The 16,527-nt window shown below is 68.9% G+C and carries 20 protein-coding genes, 4 tRNA genes and 1 pseudogene; 5 read left to right on the top strand and 20 right to left on the bottom strand.

What is annotated here, in order from left to right:
- Positions 1-8: 8 nt before the first annotated feature.
- Both ACN27E_RS07675 and ACN27E_RS07670 read right to left on the bottom strand, forming a co-directional pair.
- Positions 9-1,574: an alpha/beta hydrolase gene (locus ACN27E_RS07675; protein ID WP_422747943.1), complete on the bottom strand. Its 1,566-nt coding sequence runs from the start codon at positions 1,572-1,574 to the stop codon at positions 9-11.
- 24 nt (positions 1,575-1,598) lie between these two features.
- Positions 1,599-2,384, bottom strand: coding sequence for a pyrimidine reductase family protein (locus ACN27E_RS07670; RefSeq protein ID WP_422747942.1), 786 nt, complete (start codon positions 2,382-2,384; stop codon positions 1,599-1,601).
- Between ACN27E_RS07670 and zapE the strand changes: the two are divergent.
- Positions 2,383-3,469, top strand: a pseudogene (gene zapE, locus ACN27E_RS07665) (cell division protein ZapE). The gene ACN27E_RS07670 and the pseudogene zapE overlap by 2 nt on opposite strands.
- A 4-nt stretch (positions 3,470-3,473) precedes the next feature.
- On the opposite strand, the gene ACN27E_RS07660 reads toward zapE, so the two are convergent.
- The 7 genes from ACN27E_RS07660 to ACN27E_RS07630 form a co-directional block, all read right to left on the bottom strand.
- The gene (locus ACN27E_RS07660) at positions 3,474-4,025 is read right to left on the bottom strand and encodes a GNAT family N-acetyltransferase (RefSeq protein ID WP_422747941.1); all 552 of its coding nucleotides are present in this window, start codon (positions 4,023-4,025) and stop codon (positions 3,474-3,476) included.
- Positions 4,013-4,510 (bottom strand): hypothetical protein, encoded by a 498-nt coding sequence (locus tag ACN27E_RS07655; RefSeq protein WP_422747939.1) that lies wholly within the window; start codon positions 4,508-4,510, stop codon positions 4,013-4,015. Before ACN27E_RS07655 ends, ACN27E_RS07660 begins: the two co-directional genes overlap by 13 nt.
- A 66-nt stretch (positions 4,511-4,576) precedes the next feature.
- Positions 4,577-5,002, bottom strand: a complete 426-nt coding sequence (locus ACN27E_RS07650) for a TIGR03618 family F420-dependent PPOX class oxidoreductase (protein ID WP_422747937.1) — start codon at positions 5,000-5,002, stop codon at positions 4,577-4,579.
- Positions 5,003-5,039: 37 nt separating this feature from the next.
- The gene (locus ACN27E_RS07645) at positions 5,040-5,630 is read right to left on the bottom strand and encodes a methylated-DNA--[protein]-cysteine S-methyltransferase (RefSeq protein ID WP_422747936.1); all 591 of its coding nucleotides are present in this window, start codon (positions 5,628-5,630) and stop codon (positions 5,040-5,042) included.
- Positions 5,627-6,100 (bottom strand): RNA polymerase sigma factor, encoded by a 474-nt coding sequence (locus tag ACN27E_RS07640; protein WP_422747934.1) that lies wholly within the window; start codon positions 6,098-6,100, stop codon positions 5,627-5,629. Before ACN27E_RS07640 ends, ACN27E_RS07645 begins: the two co-directional genes overlap by 4 nt.
- A gap of 41 nt (positions 6,101-6,141) precedes the next feature.
- Entirely contained in the window at positions 6,142-6,858 is a 717-nt protein-coding gene (locus tag ACN27E_RS07635; RefSeq protein WP_422747933.1) for a Clp protease N-terminal domain-containing protein, read from the bottom strand.
- Between the two features lie 60 nt (positions 6,859-6,918).
- Positions 6,919-7,395, bottom strand: coding sequence for a polyketide cyclase (locus tag ACN27E_RS07630; RefSeq protein ID WP_422747931.1), 477 nt, complete (start codon positions 7,393-7,395; stop codon positions 6,919-6,921).
- Between the two features lie 73 nt (positions 7,396-7,468).
- On the opposite strand from ACN27E_RS07630, the gene ACN27E_RS07625 reads away from it, so the two are divergent.
- The 3 genes from ACN27E_RS07625 (at position 7,469) to ACN27E_RS07615 (ending at position 9,793) form a co-directional block, all read left to right on the top strand.
- Positions 7,469-7,867, top strand: a complete 399-nt coding sequence (locus ACN27E_RS07625) for a helix-turn-helix transcriptional regulator (RefSeq protein WP_422747929.1) — start codon at positions 7,469-7,471, stop codon at positions 7,865-7,867.
- Between the two features lie 45 nt (positions 7,868-7,912).
- Positions 7,913-8,194: a hypothetical protein gene (locus tag ACN27E_RS07620; RefSeq protein WP_422747928.1), complete on the top strand. Its 282-nt coding sequence runs from the start codon at positions 7,913-7,915 to the stop codon at positions 8,192-8,194.
- Positions 8,195-8,668: 474 nt separating this feature from the next.
- Positions 8,669-9,793, top strand: coding sequence for an esterase/lipase family protein (locus tag ACN27E_RS07615; protein ID WP_422747926.1), 1,125 nt, complete (start codon positions 8,669-8,671; stop codon positions 9,791-9,793).
- Positions 9,794-9,843: 50 nt separating this feature from the next.
- Here ACN27E_RS07615 and ACN27E_RS07610 read toward each other — a convergent pair.
- From ACN27E_RS07610 to ACN27E_RS07600, 3 genes are all read right to left on the bottom strand, one after another.
- A tRNA-Val gene (locus tag ACN27E_RS07610) sits at positions 9,844-9,918 on the bottom strand.
- An 11-nt stretch (positions 9,919-9,929) separates the two neighbouring features.
- Positions 9,930-10,003: transfer RNA gene (locus ACN27E_RS07605), tRNA-Cys, on the bottom strand.
- A 28-nt stretch (positions 10,004-10,031) separates the two neighbouring features.
- Positions 10,032-10,104: transfer RNA gene (locus ACN27E_RS07600), tRNA-Gly, on the bottom strand.
- A gap of 214 nt (positions 10,105-10,318) precedes the next feature.
- On the opposite strand from ACN27E_RS07600, the gene ACN27E_RS07595 reads away from it, so the two are divergent.
- Positions 10,319-10,393 (top strand) — tRNA-Val (locus tag ACN27E_RS07595).
- Between the two features lie 49 nt (positions 10,394-10,442).
- Here ACN27E_RS07595 and ACN27E_RS07590 read toward each other — a convergent pair.
- The 8 genes from ACN27E_RS07590 to ACN27E_RS07555 all read right to left on the bottom strand — a co-directional run bounded on the left by ACN27E_RS07590 (position 10,443) and on the right by ACN27E_RS07555 (position 16,368).
- The gene (locus tag ACN27E_RS07590; protein ID WP_422747924.1) at positions 10,443-10,742 is read right to left on the bottom strand and encodes a hypothetical protein; all 300 of its coding nucleotides are present in this window, start codon (positions 10,740-10,742) and stop codon (positions 10,443-10,445) included.
- On the bottom strand, positions 10,742-11,056 hold the full coding sequence (locus ACN27E_RS07585; protein WP_422747922.1) for a hypothetical protein: 315 nt from the start codon (positions 11,054-11,056) through the stop codon (positions 10,742-10,744). Before ACN27E_RS07585 ends, ACN27E_RS07590 begins: the two co-directional genes overlap by 1 nt.
- Before the next feature lie 127 nt (positions 11,057-11,183).
- Positions 11,184-12,038, bottom strand: coding sequence for a phage major capsid protein (locus ACN27E_RS07580; protein ID WP_422747920.1), 855 nt, complete (start codon positions 12,036-12,038; stop codon positions 11,184-11,186).
- A gap of 108 nt (positions 12,039-12,146) precedes the next feature.
- On the bottom strand, positions 12,147-12,362 hold the full coding sequence (locus ACN27E_RS07575; protein ID WP_422747918.1) for a hypothetical protein: 216 nt from the start codon (positions 12,360-12,362) through the stop codon (positions 12,147-12,149).
- Positions 12,363-12,552: 190 nt separating this feature from the next.
- Positions 12,553-12,999: a hypothetical protein gene (locus ACN27E_RS07570; RefSeq protein WP_422747917.1), complete on the bottom strand. Its 447-nt coding sequence runs from the start codon at positions 12,997-12,999 to the stop codon at positions 12,553-12,555.
- Positions 12,996-13,568: a hypothetical protein gene (locus ACN27E_RS07565; protein WP_422747915.1), complete on the bottom strand. Its 573-nt coding sequence runs from the start codon at positions 13,566-13,568 to the stop codon at positions 12,996-12,998. Before ACN27E_RS07565 ends, ACN27E_RS07570 begins: the two co-directional genes overlap by 4 nt.
- Complete coding sequence (locus tag ACN27E_RS07560; RefSeq protein WP_422747912.1) at positions 13,565-14,920, bottom strand: phage portal protein; 1,356 nt, start codon at positions 14,918-14,920, stop codon at positions 13,565-13,567. Before ACN27E_RS07560 ends, ACN27E_RS07565 begins: the two co-directional genes overlap by 4 nt.
- The gene (locus ACN27E_RS07555) at positions 14,917-16,368 is read right to left on the bottom strand and encodes a terminase large subunit domain-containing protein (RefSeq protein ID WP_422747910.1); all 1,452 of its coding nucleotides are present in this window, start codon (positions 16,366-16,368) and stop codon (positions 14,917-14,919) included. The genes ACN27E_RS07560 and ACN27E_RS07555 overlap by 4 nt, the downstream gene beginning before the upstream one ends.
- Positions 16,369-16,527 lie beyond the last annotated feature (159 nt).

Genomic DNA, 16,527 nt, shown 5'->3' with positions numbered 1-16,527 from the left:
GTCGGCCGTCAGGCCGGGCAGTACGTGTCGGTCTCCGGCGCCCGACCGGACTCGAGGTAAGAGAGCACCGGCGCCAGCGCGCAGGAGGAGTAGATGCTGGCCCCGTGACCGATGCCCTGCCAGATCACCCGCTTGTTGGCCGCGCCGGCGTTGAGGATCGTCGCCGCGACGGCCGCGACGCCCTCGTTACCGACGATGGGGTCGTTCTGCACACCCAGCAACAGGACCGGGATCGTGAGGTCTTTGGGCTCCTGAGGGGCGGATCCGCTCGGCCAGTTCAGACAGGTGACCAGGTCGAGTGCGCCCACCGCGCCAAACTGCGGATACTGCTTTCCCCAGGCGACGACCAATTCCCGCACCCGGTCGGGGGTGGGCCGGTTGAGCGCATCGCTGCATGAGTTCACGAACTGTCCGTCGGTCTGGCGCAGCGACTCGGCCGTGGCGATCAGGGCGGTCAGCGGACCGGAGTCACCGCTGCGGGCCGCCGCGAGCGTCGCGCCGAGGGCGTTCGTGGCGGCGACGCCTTCGCCTTCGGGATAGGCCAGCGCCGTGGAGATCGCCTCGGTCAGCGCCGACACCGACGCGCCGCCGGGTCCGTTGCCGGCGCGGGCGGCGTCGAGCAGCGCGTTGACCGCGCCCTTGGGATCGGGGGCCAGCGGGCAGTTGACCGCCACGCACTGGGCGGCGAACGCGTCGAGCGCAGCCTGCTCACCCTTGACGCGCTGTTCGGCGGCGGCTTCGGCACCGATTCCGAGCGGCAGCGGCGAATCGAGGACCAACCGCGCCACCTTGTTGGGGTGCGATCCGGCGTAGGCCAGCGCGACCTGCGCGCCGTTGCCGATGCCGAGCAAGGCCAACGCGGGCACGTCCCAGGTGCTGCGTAGCCGTTCGAGGTCCTCGGCGGCGTGCCGGTTGTCGTAGGCGGAATCGCCCGGTGCGATGGTGTCGGTGCAGCTCGTGGTCGCCGTCATGGTGACCGCACCGAGATTGGCCACCGGATCGTCGCCGTAGCCGAACTGGGCCTGCTCGATCATCTCCTGGCGGTCGTACAGGTCACGGCATTCCAGGGCCCCGGACCTGCCGATGCCGCGGCGGTCCACGGCGACGATCGGATGCTGGTCGAGCACCGAGCCGTTCGAGCGGGCCAGCCACACCGGCAGCTGGATCGACGACGGCAGGTCGGTGCCCGTGGTCATCACCAGCGGGCCGGCCTCGGCCGGGGTACGCGGTGAGCTGGCCCGCACGACGCCGATGCTGACCGTGCCGGTCGCCCCGTCGATCGGATCGAGATCGGCGTCGTAGGTCGCGCAGTCCAGGCGCACACCGGGCGGCGCGCTGACCGACGCGTCGCGGAACACCTGCGACGTGCACTCGCGCCACGACAGGTCGTTCTTGGGCACCTCGATGGGCGGCGGACCGTCTTGCTGCGGTGTCTGGGGCGCTTCACCCTGCGGCCGGGCGCCGCTGTCGGTGGCGTAGCGCGGGTTGGCCGCGAACATGGGCGCACAGGCCGACACCATCAGCGCGGCCGCCGCGAGCCCGAGTGCCCGGCGGTACAGGGGGTGCCGACGCATGGAGACCACAGTAGCGATCGGTATTCAGCGGGCTCGGACGTAGCGGCAGTACAGATAGCCGTCGTCGTCGGCCAGCACGTGGCTGCGGGTCAGCGCGGTGTGCACACCGCCTCCGCCGCTGACGATGCGCTGGGCCTCGCCGCCCACCAGCACAGGTGCGACGGTCAGGCACAGTTCGTCGAGGAGCCCCCGGCCGGTCAGCATCCCGAGGATGCCCGGTCCGCCTTCGGCCAGCACCCGCCGCAGACCGCGGGCCGCCAGCAGGTCCAGCGCGACGGCCGGGTCGACGGCATCGGATCGGTCGCCCGAGGCGGCCACGATCTCGGCGGCGCCGCCGAGCCGGTCGGCCGCTTCCGCGGCGCCGTCGGTGCTGGTGACGATCAGTGGCGGCGTCTCGGTGCGGGTGAACAGCAGCGCGTCGTGATCCAGCCGTCCGCTGCGGGTCAGCACGGCGATCGGCGGCACCTCGGACTGTCCGCGCAGCCGGCGCGCCTCCCGGGCGGCCGGGCTGAGCCGCACCCCGGAATAGTTCTCCACCCGCACGGTCGACGCCCCGACCAGGATGACGTCGGCCGCCTCGCGCATCAGCCCGAACAGCGCGCGGTCGCCGGTACCGCCCAGCGCGCCGGATTTGCCGTCGCTCGTGGCGCCACCGTCGACGCTGGCGATCATGTTGCCGCGGACCCAGCAGCGGTCCAGGCCGTCGGGGTAGGCGTAGAGCGCGGCCAGCCCGTCCTCGGTGAGGGGTTGCGCCGCGCCGAGGAGCCGGAACGGCACTGTGACCTGTGTCCCAGGGGTGGAGTCGGGCATGGGTTTGATTCCAGCACGTCGCTACGCTGCTTCGCATGCACGGGCCCAACGGTGTGACGGCTCAACCCGGTCACCTCGTCGACCGCCATCCCACCGTGACTCCGGAGCGGCTCGTCGCGCAGTTGGTGCCGCCGCCGACGTTCACCCATGTCGGCTTCGACAACTACCGGCCCGATCCGGCCGAGCCGTCGCAGGCCGCGGCCGTGGAGTCCTGCCGGTCGTTCGTCGACGAAGCGCTCACCCGCCGCGCCGGGAAGAAGAAGCTGTTCGGCAAGCGTGAGGTGTTACCCGGTGTCGGCCTGTACCTCGATGGCGGGTTCGGTGTCGGCAAGACCCACCTGCTCGCATCGTCGTATTACGCCGTCCCCGACGCTTCGGCTCATCGCAAGGCGTTCGCGACGTTCGGGGAACTGACCCAGCTCGCCGGGGTGTTCGGATTCGTGGAGAGCGTCGAGTTGCTCAGCGACTACGTCCTGGTGTGCATCGACGAGTTCGAACTCGACGACCCGGGCAACACGACGCTGATCTCCCGGCTGCTGTCCCAGCTGGTCGAGCGTGGTGTGTCGATCGCGGCGACGTCGAACACGCTGCCCGAGCAGCTGGGTGAGGGTCGCTTCGCCGCCCAGGACTTCCTGCGCGAGATCAACACGCTGGCGGCGATGTTCACGACGGTGCGGATCGAGGGACCCGACTACCGGCACCGCGATCTACCGCCGGCTCCGGAGCCGCTGTCCGACGCGGAGGTCGCCGAGCGGGCCGGGCAGTCCCCAGGTGCCACCCTCGACGAATTCGACGCGCTGTGTGCGCATCTGGCGACCATGCACCCGTCGCGCTATCAAGCGTTGATCGAGGGGGTCGAGCACGTGTTCATCACCGGAGTGCATCCACTCGACGACCAGAGCGTGGCGCTGCGCGTGGTGTCGCTGACCGACCGGCTCTACGACGCGGGTATCCCGGTGGTGGCCTCCGGCACCAAACTCGACACGATCTTCTCCGAGGAGATGCTGGCGGGCGGGTTCCGCAAGAAGTATCTGCGGGCCACGTCGCGGCTGCTGGCGTTGACCGCGGCCGGGGAGCAGCGCTGAGGCGCTACAGCGGGCAGACCATCACGTAGTCGTTCTCGATTGCCGTGCCCAGCCGGAAGGTCTTGGTTCCGGTCACGGCGAAGCCGTGTTTGGCGTAGAACCGTTGTGCGCGCCGGTTCTGCTGGTTGACGCCCAGCCAGACACACCGGTAACCGGTGTCGCGGGCGAGCTGCAGTGCTTCGGACATCAGGGCCGCTGCGGCGCCGGCACCGTGGTGTTCGGGCAGCACATAGATTTTCGACAGCTCGATGGTCGGGCGCAGGGGCACCGCGCGGGCGACCACGGGGTCGGTGGGTTCGCCGCGAATCAGCATGGCGTAGCCCAGGATCGGCGCGTCGCCGGCCTCGTCGGCGGTGGCCAGGAGAACCACCCGGTCAGGGTCGGCGAGGTAGTCGGCGAATCGGGCCGGCGACAGATGTTCGGTGACGAACGCCGCGACGTCGGATTCGCGCGCCGCCGGCGGGCAGGCCAGCGGGAACGTGCGCGCCGCGACGTCGGCGAGTTCGGGCAGGTCGGCGGATGTGGCCGGACGGACGTGTGGCGCTACAGATTCCACTGCGCGAGGTGCTCACCGGTGATCTTGTCCACCAGTACGACGTTGGTGACGAGGTCGCGGTAACAGTCCCACCAGACGCGTCCGGTCACGGTCGAGCCGGCGGGCGCGTTCTGCAGCAGCGTCGCCAGCGCGTCGGGGGAGTCGGAATTGCGGGGTTCGTAGGCGTCGCCGGTCGGGGTGACGCCGCGGAACGAAAAGGTGATGGCCATCGCGTACGGCACCGGCACCTGGACCGGTTTGACGACGATGTTGGCGCTGTAGACCTGGTGGCGCGGTGGCCGTGGTGGATAGCCGAATCCGGGGGGCACGGGTGAGGGATCGACGCTGAGCACGGTCACGTCGGCGACCAGTCCCTGGAAGCTCACGCGCAGCTCGTCCCCGATCCGCCCGATCGGCGAGTCCACCGCGGACGCGGGTGCGGCGGTGAGCCCGGTGGCGACGGTGAGGGTGGCCAACAGCATCAGAAACCAGCGTGGTGCCCGCATGTGTCCCTCCCTAGGTGTGCAACGCATGATGGCACACCGGTCTCGGACTGCACACCGGTTCGGTGGTCAGGACGCCCAGGGGCCGATGCCGCCGACCTTGTCGATGCGGATGCGGGTGAGGTATCCCGGCGGGGCGTCCGGCGGCGGGAACTGCACGTCCGGGCCCGCCAGGGCGGGCGCGAGCTCGGCGAGCAGTTCGGGTGCGCCGCCCTCGACGATGCGGGCGGTGCCCGTGATCGACAGGTAGGGCCGCATCACCGCGCCGGCCTGCGCGTCGGCCAGGATCGTCACGGCGACGCGGGGATCGCGCCGTACGTTGCGGACCTTCTGGTATTCGGCGAGGTGCGCGGTCACCAGTTCGTCGCTCTCGGCTGTCCGCTGTAGGGCGACCCACACCACCGACACCTGTGGGCTGCCGTCGGCGTTGAGGGTGACCAGGGTGGCGTCGGCCCCAGCTCCGATGAGTGTGCGGGCGGCCTCGGGAAGGTTCATGTGCAGTTCTACCGCGGCGGGCGGCGGATCATTCCCGTCACGCAGCTTCCAGGTCGAGCAGGGCAGCCTTCGCGGCGGGACCGCCGACGTACTGCCCGGCCGTACCGTCGGAGCGGACCACCCGGTGGCACGGGATGACCACCGGCAGCGGGTTGCGCGCGCAGGCGCTGCCGACGGCGCGGACCGCGCCGGGGTTGCCGACTGCGGCGGCCACGGCGGCGTAGGTCGCCCGGTCTCCGTAGCCGATCTGGCGGAGGTGTTCGACGACGCTGCGCCGGAAGCCTTCGGTGAGCCGCAGATCGACCGGGACGTCGAAGGCGGTGCGGCGCTTGGCGAAGTATTCGTCGAGTTGGTGGGCCACGGCGTCGAGGCGCCGCGGGGCGCGCAGGATGCGGGGGCTGAGCCGGGCGGCCAGCGTGGCCAGCACCGCGTCGTGGTCTTCGACGTCGAAGGCCACCCGGACCAGGCCGGCGGGGGTGGCGGCGAGCAGCAGCGTGCCGACCGGCGTGTCGAGCGTGCGGTAGGACACGTCGAGCAGGTCGGCTGCCGCGGCAGCGTCGGTGAGCCGGGTGTGCAGCCGGGCCAGGGTCGTCTCGTCGGTCAGGGTGTCGAACGGGTTCGCGGTCACAGGGCGTCCTTGCGGTAGAGCGTGCGCAGTGTCTTCACGCCGTCCGCGCAGGCGCGGCGGGCGGCGTCGGGGGAGTTGCCGAGGAGTGCGGCGATCTCGGCGTGCGGTAGGCCGGCGATGTGGTGGTAGGCCACCGCCTGGCGCTGTTTGGCGGGCAGCGCCTCGAGGGCCGTCCAGATGTCGGGATGTCCGGCCGCGGGGTCGGCGCGATCGGCTGGGCGGTCGGGAACGGTGGCGATGGGCACCGGCCTGCGGGAGTTGGCCCGCCCGACGTCGAGGGCGCGCCGATGGGCGATGGTGACCAGCCACGCTTCGACGTTCGCGTCGCCGGGTAGGTCGGGATAGGCGCGCAGCGCGGACAGGAATGTCTCGGACCAGGCGTCCTCGGCGTCGGCCGGCCCGACGACCGCCCGGCACACCCGCAGCACGGTCGGCCCGTGCTCGGCCACCACCTCTTCGAATGGTCGCATCGTCACACCCTGTAGACGCTGTCCGACGACGAGATGTGAGGTCAGTTCTTCGGCGTGACGTCGTCGAGCAGGGCGATCAGGTCGGTCTGCGTGCGGGCCTTGTCGACACCGAGGCGGCGCAGCGGGCCGTCGGCGTCCTCGGATTCCAGCAGCGCCAGCAGCAGGTGTTCGGTGCCGACGTAGTTGTGGCCGAGTCGGAGCGCTTCGCGGAAGGTGAGTTCGAGAACCTTCTTGGCGGGGCCGTTGAACGGGACCAGATGCAGCTCCGGGCCACCGGCGTCGGGGGTCAGGGCCACCGCGGAGCGGACGGCGTCGGCGGTGACGCCCTGCGCGCTGAGCAGTGCGGTGCTCAGCGCCTGGCTGTCGACGAGGATTCCGAGTAGCAGGTGCTCGGGGGTGATCTCGGCATGGCGGGCGTCGCGCGCGGCGTTCTGGGCGTGCACGACGGCCGCGCGGGCGCGGGGTGTGAAGCGGGCGAAGCCCTGTTCGGGGTCGACCGGTTCGGTACCCGCCTTGGGGACGAAACGTTTCTGGGCGGCCTGTTTGGTGACGCCCATGCACCTGCCGATATCGGTCCACGACGCCCCAGAACGGCGGGCCTGGTCGACGAAGTGGCCGATCAGGTGGTCGGCGACCTCGCCGAGCGCTTCGGCCGCCAGCACCGCGTCGGTCAGCTGTTCGAGTGGTTCGTCGTGAACGTTCTTGATGGCGCTGATCAGGTCGTCGAGACGCACCGGATGGCTGATCGAATTCGTCATGGCGTCAACTGTAAGTTGACGACCGCGGTCCGTCAACCGTGGGTTGACCCCGGGACGGACTTAGCTGCGCACGTATCCGCGTCGAGCTGTCCGGTCGAGGATGCCCAGTGTGCCCCGCAGGGCGGCCTCGGAGATGACGGGGAAGATGCCGGCCTCGCGCCACTGGTCGTCGATCTGTGACCAGTCGTAGAACGATGTCACCAGCGTCGCGTCCGAACGCGGTTCCAGGGTGTAGCCGTAGACGTGACCGATCTGCGGGCGGATCTGGCCGAGAATCGTCCACGCGATGCGCCGATTCGGCTCGAACTCTCGGATGTCGACCGTCACATCGTATTTCCCCATCGGGAAGTCGCCGAGGGCTTCCCGGTCCATGTGCACGACGAAGCTGTCACCGACCGCGCCGACGGGTTCGCCGTCGGCGTCCTGGAGCATGCCGGTGGCGTCGATGGCGACGTGACCCTGCGGATCGCAGAGCACGTCGAAGATCGTCTCGGCGGGGGCGGGAATGAGGCGCTGCACCTCGATGCGATCGGTCATGGCATCGATGGTGTCACGCACCGGCCCGTCGAGCGGGTTTTCCGTCGTTTGCCAGGGGGTATCGGTACAGAGCATGACGGGGATCAACGACAACGCATCCGGGGGTTCCCGACCGCCCGGATTGCGCCGCTCGGTGAGCTTCATCCACGACAACGCCGACGGTGACATCGGTCTTGCCGAGATAGCGGCGGCGGCCAATCTGACGCCCCGGGCGGTGCAGTACATGTTCCGCCGACACCTCGGTGTGACACCGATGGAGTATCTGCGCCAGGTACGTCTGGATCTGGCCCATCGTGATCTCCAGGCGGCCAACCCCGCGGTCGACACCGTCAACTCGATCGCCGGCCGGTGGGGCTTTGCGCACGCCGGACGGTTCAGCGTCGCCTATCGACGGGCCTATGGCATGCCGCCCAGCGCGACGTTGCGGATGAACCGGCCCCGGCATGACCCGAAGGCGATCCACGGCGCCTGATCAGCGATATCCTGGGGACGGGTCGGGCCAGTGTGAGGAGACCTGATGGGGGCCGTGTCGCACCGCAGGGCAATCGCAGGCGCACTCGCTGTGGCGCCGTGGGTGTTTCTGGCCCTGGCGCCGCCCGGAGTGAGCAACGCCGCCGAATGCGGACCAGGGACGTTCTTCGACGCGGCGACCAACACCTGCCTGGTGGCCGGTCCGCCGCCGCCGCCTCCTCCTCCGCCGCCACCGCCGCCGTTGGGCGACCTCACGCCGGGTTTCGGGGTGGGTGCCTGCATTCCCATCCCGGTGCCGTTCGCGCCGTCGATCTGCGCCGGCATCTAGCGCGACGGGGTCGGCTCGGCGGCCGATCAGCGCGGCGGACCACCCCACTCATGCCCTATCGTCTGAAGAGCCGGATGTGACGATCGTCTCAGCCGACCGATACGGCCTGGGGGCAGACCGATGCGAGCGACGGGGTGGTCCGGCGTCCTGTTCGGGTGCGCCGCTGCGGCGGCGATTCTCGGGGCGGGGACGGCCCAGGCCGACGACGGCGTATCCGCTTCGGGGGTCGAGCGCCCGCCCAGTGCGAGCAGCGACGCCTCCGAGGTCTCTCGCTCCCCGGCGTCTGGCGTTCAGCGCCGTGGTGCCGCGCGTGTCGACCGTCCGGATGAGCCGCGCACCACCAAGCCGTCCGCCCGCGACCTCGAGCGCTCGGAGCGACCGACCCGCCTGTCGGTGGTTCGCGATGGACGCGATGGTGTTGTCACACAGGGTGATTCGATCGAGGATCGGCCCGGCCCGGCGCGTGGCGAGGGGATGGACCACCCGTCGCAGGTTTACGAGCCGCTCGCCGAGGCGGTGCGGGATCCGGGCCGCGCGGCCACCCAGTTCACCCGCCAGGGCGTCGGTCTGGTCGCTGATGGTTCGGCGGTGGCGGCCTCCCTGGTCAACAACATCGCCACCCAGATCGCGACGGGATTCGGACCGGGCCCGGTGGGCGCGATCCCGCGCTCGGTGGCGCTGAGCATCGCCGACGCCGCGGGCGACGTCAGCCGGGCGTTCACCGGCACGCCGTTCAACGCCGCGTCAGCAGGTCGGTTCCCGGTCGAATACGGGGTGTTCAACGTGCTCGCCTACCTCACCCCGGCCGCCGTGCCGCCCGGGGCCAACGACCCCTCGATCTCCGTGTCACCCGCCCATCCGCTGCCGGTGATCCTGGTAAACGGCACCGGGATGACCGCGGCGTTCAACTGGAGTGTGGGGGCGCCGGTGCTGGCCAACGCCGGCTACAAGGTCTGCTCGTTCAACTACGGCAACCGGTCGGGCTATCCGGGCTTTCCCGTCCAAGGGGTCAACGACATCACCGTGTCGGCACAACAACTTTCGCAGGAAATCGACCGGGTACTCGCCGAAACTGGTGCACCGAAGGTCGTGCTGGTCGGCTATTCGCAGGGCGGGGGGATCCTGCCCGCGTACTACATCAACGTGCTCGGCGGCGGCCCCAAGGTGTCGCAGGTGATCGGGTTGGCGCCCAGCAACCACGGCACCGATCTGGACTATCTGGCGTATGCGACGCTGCTGCCTGTCATCGGTCCGCTGCTGGCGTTCGTCGTCGGCACCGTGGCCCCGGGCGCGCTGCAGCAGACCATCACCTCGCCGTTCCAGGAGGTCGTCTACGGGGGCGGTGATACACGCCCAGGGGTGCTCTACACCAACATCGTCTCGATGAACGACGAAGTGCTCACGCCGTACACCCGGCAGTTCCTGTCCGGGCCGGAGGTGACCAACATCGTCATCCAGAGCCGCCAGCCCGATTTCATCGGCGGCCACGGCAGTGTGCTGGTCAACCCGACCGTGTGGTCGCTGGTGCTCGAGGCGCTGGCGGCCAATCCCGAGGCCAACCCCCTGCAGGCGCCGCGGGGACGCTCGGTGGCCGCCTAACGGTGAACGACGAAGGCCCGGTCGAAACCGGGCCTCATCTGTGCGAACTATGGTGCGCGATACTGGGATTGAACCAGTGACCTCTTCCGTGTCAGGGAAGCGCTCTCCCGCTGAGCTAATCGCGCCGGATAACTGATGGAGGTGGAGACGGGAATCGAACCCGTGTGCACGGCTTTGCAGGCCGTTGCCTCACCACTCGGCCACTCCACCGCTGGGGTTGATGCATGACTGCACCTCGAGCGGATGACGGGATTCGAACCCGCGACCCTCACCTTGGCAAGGTGATGCGCTACCAACTGCGCTACATCCGCGTGCTACGGGCGAGATCGTCGTCCGTCGCGATGCAGAACACTAATGCACGAACCACGAGCCACACAAATCCCCTGGGAATCAGGCGCGTCGTGCCTGTTCACCCCGTCGGCATCCGGCGGGGGACGACGATCTGACCAGCGGATTAAGGGCCGTCAACCCGCGCGTGATAATCTTCGACGTCGTTCGGCCAGGTTCGTCCGCCGGATCCCATCAGGTCTCGTAGCTCAGTGGGAGAGCGTCCGCCTCACACGCGGAAGGTCGCTGGTTCGATACCAGCCGGGACCACCAGGTCAGAGTACGTTTCTGCTGATTGCGTGCAACTTACGTGCAAGATCGGTCAGCCCGACTTGATCACGCCTTCGTAGTGGTGCACGCGGCCACGGCCGTCCCGGATCGGCACCATGGGCTTTTCCAGCCGTGCGTTGGCGCGGTCGCCGAACGCAAACGACACGTTGCACGCGGCGGCGTCGGGGGGGTCGAAATGGCGCGGCAGGATCAGCCGGGTTTGGGTCACACCGCCGAAAGGTCCGAGCTTTCCGGCGTGGTGCTCGGTGACCACGACGCCGTAGTACACGACTGTGACGGCGGGGCCGTTCTTCGGGCAGAACTTCACCTCGATACGGTCGCGGCCAAGCATCACTGCGCCCTCACCCGGTAGCGGTTCAATACGATCTGCTCGGCGAGGTTCCAGCCCTGCCAGCCGCCGCGGAGCGCCACGCTGCCGTAGTCGGTCGCGATCTGCTCGGGGTTGGCGACCAGTCGCGCCGTGGCCGTCACGATCACGGCCGCAACGTCCTCGGCGGGCTCGGCACCGATGAACCCGCGTCCGCGGGTGTAGCTGCGCGCCAGCGCGGTCACGATCCCGGCGTGCTCGGATGCCAGAGCAACCAGGCTGACATCGTCGCCACAGCCCAGGAAGTCGGCTACTTGCTGGCCGGTCACTGCCGCCATGTCGGCTATCCTTTCGAGTGGATGACCCCCCAACCAATCCAAAGTCCGGGGCTGGGGGGTTTTCCGCTTTCCGCTTGCGGGCCTTCCCCTTTCAATGCCTATGTCAGATAGGCATTGTGGTTGCCTGTCAGGCTTCGGTCAGCAGCGTCACGGCCTTCGCCTGCAACAGCGCTGTGTCCCAGCGGCTCACGACGCGGATACCGATGCTGTCGTAATCGCCCCACGTCTGATCGAGAATCTTCACCTCGGCGTCCACGTCACGCGCCACGACGACCCTGGACATATCGACCAGGGCCACGCGCGCCTTGCCGGTGGCGTCTGGGATGTTGTCGGTGATCACGACCGGCAGGCCCAGTAGACGGAACTCCGTGCCGTTCTGGATGGTGTTGGGGTCCATCACGTACCGGCGGTCACCGGTGCCGACCTTCACCTTGCGGACTTTTGCGAAGCTGGCAGCGGTCATCACCCAATGAGTCGGGCTGACCTTGTTGCCCTGCGCGACGGCCAGCCCGTCGATGAGCGAATCGGGGTCGGTGAGGTCCAGCGCGCCGGTCTGGATGCCGGTCTGGCGAAGGATGCCCTTGATCGTGTTCGACGCGCCCGTACCGTCCCACAGCGCCGCGTCGAGCGCGTTGGCTACGTCGGTCACCAGCCGGGTACGCAGCACCGATTCCAGGCCGACGACGCTGGTACGGATCAGCTCGTTGGAGAGCTTCACCAGCACCTTGAGGCCCTTGAGGGTCGACGGCAGCAGCGTCACCTCATCGAAGGCAACGTCGCCGTCGCTGATCTGAGCGCCTTCGGCGACGAACCCGGCCGTGACGCCGTTGGCGATGCGCGGCACCCGCACGGGGCTGGAACTGTCCAGCACGACGGGGCCAGCGGCCAGGAACGTGGACGCCTGCTCAAGCGGCTGGACGAGCAGGCTGGCGACCTGCGACTGAATGAGAGTGTTGTTGCCCGAAGTGACTTCGATGGCCATGAGGGAAATTCCTTATGCGGCATAGGGATTGTCGAATGAACTACACCCGTGCCGCCAGGACAACCGTGGGGCCGGTCCGCCAGGAACCGACCCCACCAGGTTACCGAATTAGGCCATCGTGGGATTCCAACGTCTCGCCAGTTCGGAATTGAGCCGGTCCAGAGCCGCCCGCAGCTCGGGGTGTTCGCTGACCTCCCCACCCATGCTGCGGAGCACGTTCACGCAGCGGGCGGCGTTCGCCAACTGGTCGACCTCGGTGCCGTGGCCCCGGCCCCACCACGTCAGGATTGCCCGCCGCTGGTCGGGAATGGAAGTACCCACCATGCTCGCGTGGTACTGCTGCCACCGCATCCATGCAGGAGCGTGATACAGCGCCCAGTCCAAGAGGGAGGACCATCCCGACCGGGACTGATCCTCGTTCCCGTCCCAGCGACATTCCGCCTGTCGATGAGAGTCGTGTTCGACCACAGCAACCCCCTGCCTAGATATGGGTCGCTGATTATAACGGCGGTGATCAGGTCAGAGATTTGAGCGTGTCCAGCAACGAGAACGAGCCGGACGCGGGTCCGCGCTGTCCCTGTCCGATGTCACCGGACGGCTTGCGGGACGCGAGGTGCGGCTTGTCGGTCAGCAGTGCGTCCAGGGCAGCGGTCAGCGCGTCCGGGTCGTCCAGGTGCTCGGCGTCGTAGGGAAGGTCTGCCGGGTCGGCCAGACGGCCGGTAGCGGCCACGAGCGCCGTGTGTAGCCGCTGCGCGTAGATGTCGGTCTGCGCGGCGCGCTGCCGGTACTTGCCGTTCTCCTGACGCAGCTTCTCGACCACCGACCGCGGAAAGGTCTCGGCGTCGTCGTCGGGCTGCTCGTTGCCCTCGGTGGGGTCGGTGCCTTCGGTGGCAGCGTCCGTGTCCTCGGTGCCCGCGGTCGCGGCGTCTTCGGTCGCCTTTTCGGTGTCGGTGTCGGTCATGGTGTTGGTTTCCTTTCGGTGGTGACGATTTCGGCTTGGCAGTTGCAGCCGTAGTGCCGTTTGAAGTGGTGGCCCTTCGGGAACACCCGGCCGTCCTCGGCCCAGCGGACGCAGCGCTCGCAGGGGTCGGCGTCCAGTCGCCGCGTCCAGCCCTCCACGGCGGCTGACCGATTCACGATCTCGGCGGTGACGGCATGGCCCTTTTCCAGCGGTTCGGATCGTGCCAGCCGTTCCAGCCGCATCCCGGCGGGTTCGGCGGGTTCGTCGGCGTCATCGAAGACCGTCGCCACAGCCCTAGCCAGCCGCTCGGTGTCGTCGCTCGGCGCGATACCGGTGGGCGGTGCGGGTGCCCCCGTCGCCGCTTCGATCTGTGCGGACACGGCCACGTCGGCCAACGTGGTGGCTGCTGCGTTCGCCGTGGCGATCACCGCGGCCACCGCCGTCACCACCACGGCCGGCGGCAGTGCGCCGGCCTGCAGAGCGGCGTAGAGCGCGAGCACGGCCGCGACGGTCGACGCGGCCAGCGCCTCGGTCTCGTGCTGGTAGTCGTCCACCACCGCGGCCGTCATGCAGCACCGCCGCGCAGAAGGGTTACCCCGGCCCCGTCGAGCGCTTCGGCGCGGCGAGCGGTGCGGATCTCGGTGATTTCGTCGTCGCTGTATCCGAGCTTCGCGAGCGCGGCGGAGATCGGCAGTAGACCGGCCTGGTACAGCTTCACCACGGCGTCGGCCTCTTGCGCTACCGAACGGGTGGCGGCGTCGGCCCACTGCACCCGTGCCTCTACCTGTGCCGGGTCGCGGCCGTCGCGGACGGCCACCATCAGCTTGGCGACCTGTTCCCATGCTCGGCCGAAGGTCTGCTGCCGCGCCTCGGCACGGGCGGTCAGCGACGCCTCGGCAGCGCGCAGCGCGTCCGCGCTGGCCGGGTTGTCGGTGAACACGCCGACGTAGTGCGCGGGCAGCGTCGACACGGCCATGATCTGACCGAGGATCACCCGCACCGACGCTTCATAGCCCGACAGGTCGGCCGCGTTGAGCTGACCGAACTTAGCCTGATCACTCTCCGAGATCATCGCCCGATGGCCTTCGGGAATTGGGTTGACTTCCCGCATCACGGGCTGGCCGTCCAAGTCAAGCACCGGCGCGCCCTCGTCATCGAACACCGGTTCCTCGGTCAGCTCGATTCCAGTGGCCCAGCGCCGCGGTCGGCCGACGAACTCGCTCGTGACCATCATGTCGGCCAAGCTCTTGTTGAGCGCGTCCACAAGGGGTTTGAGGTCATCGACCTCACTGCTGCCCCAGTCGCCGACGATGCGGTCGGTGTTGCGCAGGTTGACCACCGGCACCACACCGAGCGGGTTGGGGAACACCTCGACGGTATGGAAGCCGTTGGCTACCGCGCCCTGCTGGTCGGCGCGCAGGTGGCGAATCTCGTCGGGCAGGTACACGAAGGCCTCGGTCGTCTTGGCCTGCGTGTCCTCCCACCGCTTCACCGCGGCGACGACCTCACGGCTGCCCGGATCGGTGAGCACGGCCACCTGTTTGGCGCTCTCGACCGTCACGCGCGGTCGGCCGAACGGATCGGTCCACACGATCACATACGAGTCGCCCAACAGCAGCGCCTCGCGGTGCGCGACACCGCTGGTCTGGTCGAGATCGTTGCGCAGCCAGTCGGGCCACACCCCGGCAGCCTCCCCGGTGAAGCCGGTCACCCGCAGCCGCTCGGCCAGCGCCGTGACGGCCAGCCGCGGGAGGTTCGACGCCATCACGCCGAACCTGTTGCCCAGCGCCGTCTTGGCCTCCGGGGACAGGAACGCCAACGGCTGCTTGCCGTCGTAGTACCGGTCCAGATCGGCGTAGCGCGCCAGCGGTTCGTTGAGCCGCTGCAACAGGATGGTCAGCAGCTCGGTTTGGGTGGTCATGCGAATGACCTCACTCTCTTGCGGTTCTTCTGCTGGTGAAACGCCGCCCGGTCGAACGCCACGATGGCAGCGACCGCGGCGTCAATCTTGCGAGGTGACCCGCGCTTGTCCTTGCTCACCAGGTCACCCATCGGGGTCGGTTTGGCGACGCAGTGCGCGACGTGCGCGGCCATCCGGGCGTCGCCGTCATGGGTGACCGCCCGTGTCGCCACAGCCTGATACAGCCGGTCGGTGGCCGGTGCCATGCGCTGCGCGTTGGCGGTGTTCCACTCCAACACCCGGCGCTCGCCGTGACGCTGCGCCCACTGCTCGATCTCGCTGCGCCAGCCCCACGGGTCGGCAGCCAGCTCGATCACGTCGTATTTCTGAAATGCCATCTGCACGGCCATGTCTACGTCGGCGCGCGGCACCCGCCAGCGCGGATCTCCGGGGTTGTCCCACATGCCCTCGAGCCACAGGTGTCCGTCGAGCGTGCAGCCGACCAGCGCTGTGGAGTCACCGGACGCCGAACCGTCGAACGCCAGCACCACCCGGTCACGGGGCTGTACGTCGCGCTGAGCCGCGCAGGCGTCCCACATGCCCCAGGGCAACCAAGACTCGACGCCGGTCACCCACTGGCCCAACCGAAGCTGCCGGAACACCGGTTCCCGGATCGTTTTGCGCGCCGCTTCGATGCCATCCTCGGACAGGAACGGGTCTCGGCACGCCAGCGCGGGGTTACCGATGCGCCATGCCTTGCGGTCGGTCACCGCGCACCCGTCCGGGGCGGCGAACTCGCGGAAGTAGAACGACGGGTCATCCCCGGCGCGGCCGTGCTCGACCAGCCGCCACATGATCGAATCGGGCGAGCTGGCCGGGGTGGAGATCGCCAGCGTCAGCGATTCGGGCCGCTTGCCCGACACGCTCGTCACGGCCTCCCACACAGCCTCGGTCACCACGTGCAGCTCGTCCACGATCAACAGCGAGGGGTCGTGGCCGTGCAGGGCACCGGGTTCGGCGGGCAGCGGCAACAGGGTGGCGTCGTTCTCGGGCAGATACAGCCGATCCGCATAGACCTGCACACGTTCTGCCAGAACAGGATTCAATTCGACCATGCGCTTGGCATACTTGAGCGTGATGTTCGCCTGACGCTGATCAGAAGCGACTACCAGCACCTCGGCTGAAGGTGGTCCCACGTGCAGCTCCGCGAGCGCCAGCGCCGCAGCCAGCATCGTCTTGCCGTTGGCGCGCGGGATGCTCACCAGCGCCGTACGGATGCCCGGCGCGAACGCGCCGCCGATGATCTCCCGCTGAAAGGTCCGCAGCTTGAACGGCTCACCGGCACCCTGCCCGCGCGGGGTCACAAGGTACTTGCCGATGAACCGCTCACGCCGTCGCGCACGGTCGGCCGACCAGCGCGACAGGTCCAGCGGTGCCGCGCGAACGGTGCCCTTCGGTCCGGCTCTCATGCCGCCACCATGTTTGCTGGCCGCAGCGCCACAGCCGGGATCTCGGTGTGTAACTCAGATTTGGCCTCAAGACGGGGGTCCATAGGGGTCTGACCAGGGGGGTTGCCCCTGGTCGCCGTCACCGGAATGTTTGCTGGCACGTCCGCGATTGCTGGACGA

Origin of the sequence: Mycobacterium sp. WMMD1722 (assembly GCF_049315205.1) — a bacterium.
In the GTDB taxonomy this organism is placed as follows: Bacteria; Actinomycetota; Actinomycetes; order Mycobacteriales; family Mycobacteriaceae; genus Mycobacterium.
This window is presented reverse-complemented; position numbering and strand designations above follow the sequence as displayed.